Origin of the sequence: Microbacterium sp. HMWF026 (assembly GCF_003061325.1) — a bacterium.
Taxonomy (GTDB): domain Bacteria; phylum Actinomycetota; class Actinomycetes; order Actinomycetales; family Microbacteriaceae; genus Microbacterium; species Microbacterium testaceum_E.
Window position 1 is genome coordinate 1 of the sequence record NZ_QAJB01000222.1, and the last position, 1,590, is coordinate 1,590.

Genomic DNA, 1,590 nt, shown 5'->3' on the forward strand with positions numbered 1-1,590 from the left:
CGGCTCCGCGTCCGCAGTCGGGGCTTCGGCGGGCGCGGCCTCGGCGGTGGAGGCCTCGGCGTCCAGCGCCTCGGTCGCGAGCGCGTCGTCGGTGAACAGGGGCTCGGGCTGCGCCTCGGCGGCGGCCTGCTCGCCCTCGGGGGCGTCGGCGCCCTCGGTCACGGCGGCGTCGACCGAGTCGGTCTGCGCGGTGTCGGTGCCCTCGGCGGCAGCGGTGGGCTGCTCGTCCGTGGTGATCTCGGCGCCCTCGGGCGCGTCGACGGGCTGGGTCTCGGAGATGGACTCCACGAGTGCTCCTCAGAATGAAACGTGGTCAGATCGCGCTTCGCCGTGCAGAAAGGCAGACGAAGGACACCAGCGGTTCGGAAGACTGCAGCCGAGACCGGGTTCGCGATGTGTTGCGGATTTCGCAGGTGGTGCAGAGGCTCAGATTCGCGACTTTACGCGGAACCCTCTGCGTTTTTCACTGTACCACCCTTGACGTCGACGGCGAGCATGAGCGCCTGCCACGGGGTGTCGACGACGGATGCCGTAAGATCAGCCGCCGCGAGGCGCTGCCCCGGCCCGTCCGCCAGGACCAGCACGCTGGGTCCGGCACCCGAGACGACCGCCGCATATCCCTCGGCGCGCAGCGCCCGCACGAGCTTGTCGGTCTCGGGCATGGCCTGGGCGCGATAGTTCTGGTGCAGCTTGTCTTCGGTCGCCGCCATGAGCAGCTCGGGGCTCTGCGTCATCGCGGCGATCAGCAGCGCCGAGCGCGAGACGTTGAAGACGGCGTCCTCTCGCGGCACCTGAAGGGGCTGCAGGCTGCGCGCGACGGCGGTCGACATCGTGAACTCGGGCACGAGCACGAGCGGCGACACACCACGGTGCACGATCAGCTGCTTGTGCTGGGGGCCGGCGGCATCCATCCAGGCGATCGTCAGGCCGCCGAAGAGGCCGGGCGCGACGTTGTCGGGGTGACCCTCCATCTCGGTGGCCAGGCGCAGCAGATCGACGTCGGTGAACGACGCTTCTCCGTCCAGCAGTCCCTTGGCGGCGAGGATGCCCGCCACCACCGCAGCACCCGACGAGCCCATGCCGCGTCCGTGCGGGATGACGTTGCGCGCGGTGAGCCGCACGCCCGGGAGCGTGCGACCGACCGACGCGTAGGTGTGCGCCATCGCGCGCACCACGAGGTGCGAGGCGTCGCGGGGGACGTCGGCCGTCCCCTCGCCCTCGACCTCGATCTCGAGGCGGTCGCCGTCGAGCTGCTCGACGACGAGCTCGTCGTAGACGCTGAGGGCCAGGCCCAGGGTGTCGAAGCCGGGGCCGAGGTTCGCGCTGGTTGCGGGAACGCGGACCGCGACCCGGCGTCCGGGGCCTGCGCTCACGCGGTCACCGGCTGCAGGTCGAGCACCGAGGCGACCTCGGAGGTGGTCGCGTCCACGACGGTGGGCTCGACGGTCGTTCCGTCGGACTTGCGCAGGGCCCACTGGGGGTCCTTGAGTCCGTGGCCGGTGACCGTGAGCACGACCTTGGCGCCGGCGGGGATGAGACCCGCCTCGGCGCGGTCGAGCAGCCCCGCGACGCTGATGGCCGAGGCGGGCT

Annotated in this window: 1 protein-coding gene and 2 pseudogenes; all 3 read right to left on the reverse strand. The window is 71.6% G+C overall.

Features of this window, described 5'->3' with window-relative positions:
* Window positions 1-288, reverse strand: a pseudogene (locus DBR36_RS09120) (transcription termination factor Rho); the annotation flags it as partial.
* A gap of 152 nt (window positions 289-440) precedes the next feature.
* The gene (gene thrB / locus DBR36_RS09125) at window positions 441-1,373 is read right to left on the reverse strand and encodes a homoserine kinase (protein ID WP_108318720.1); all 933 of its coding nucleotides are present in this window, start codon (window positions 1,371-1,373) and stop codon (window positions 441-443) included.
* Window positions 1,370-1,590: pseudogene (locus DBR36_RS18315) on the reverse strand (threonine synthase); the annotation flags it as partial. The pseudogene DBR36_RS18315 and the gene thrB, both read right to left, overlap by 4 nt.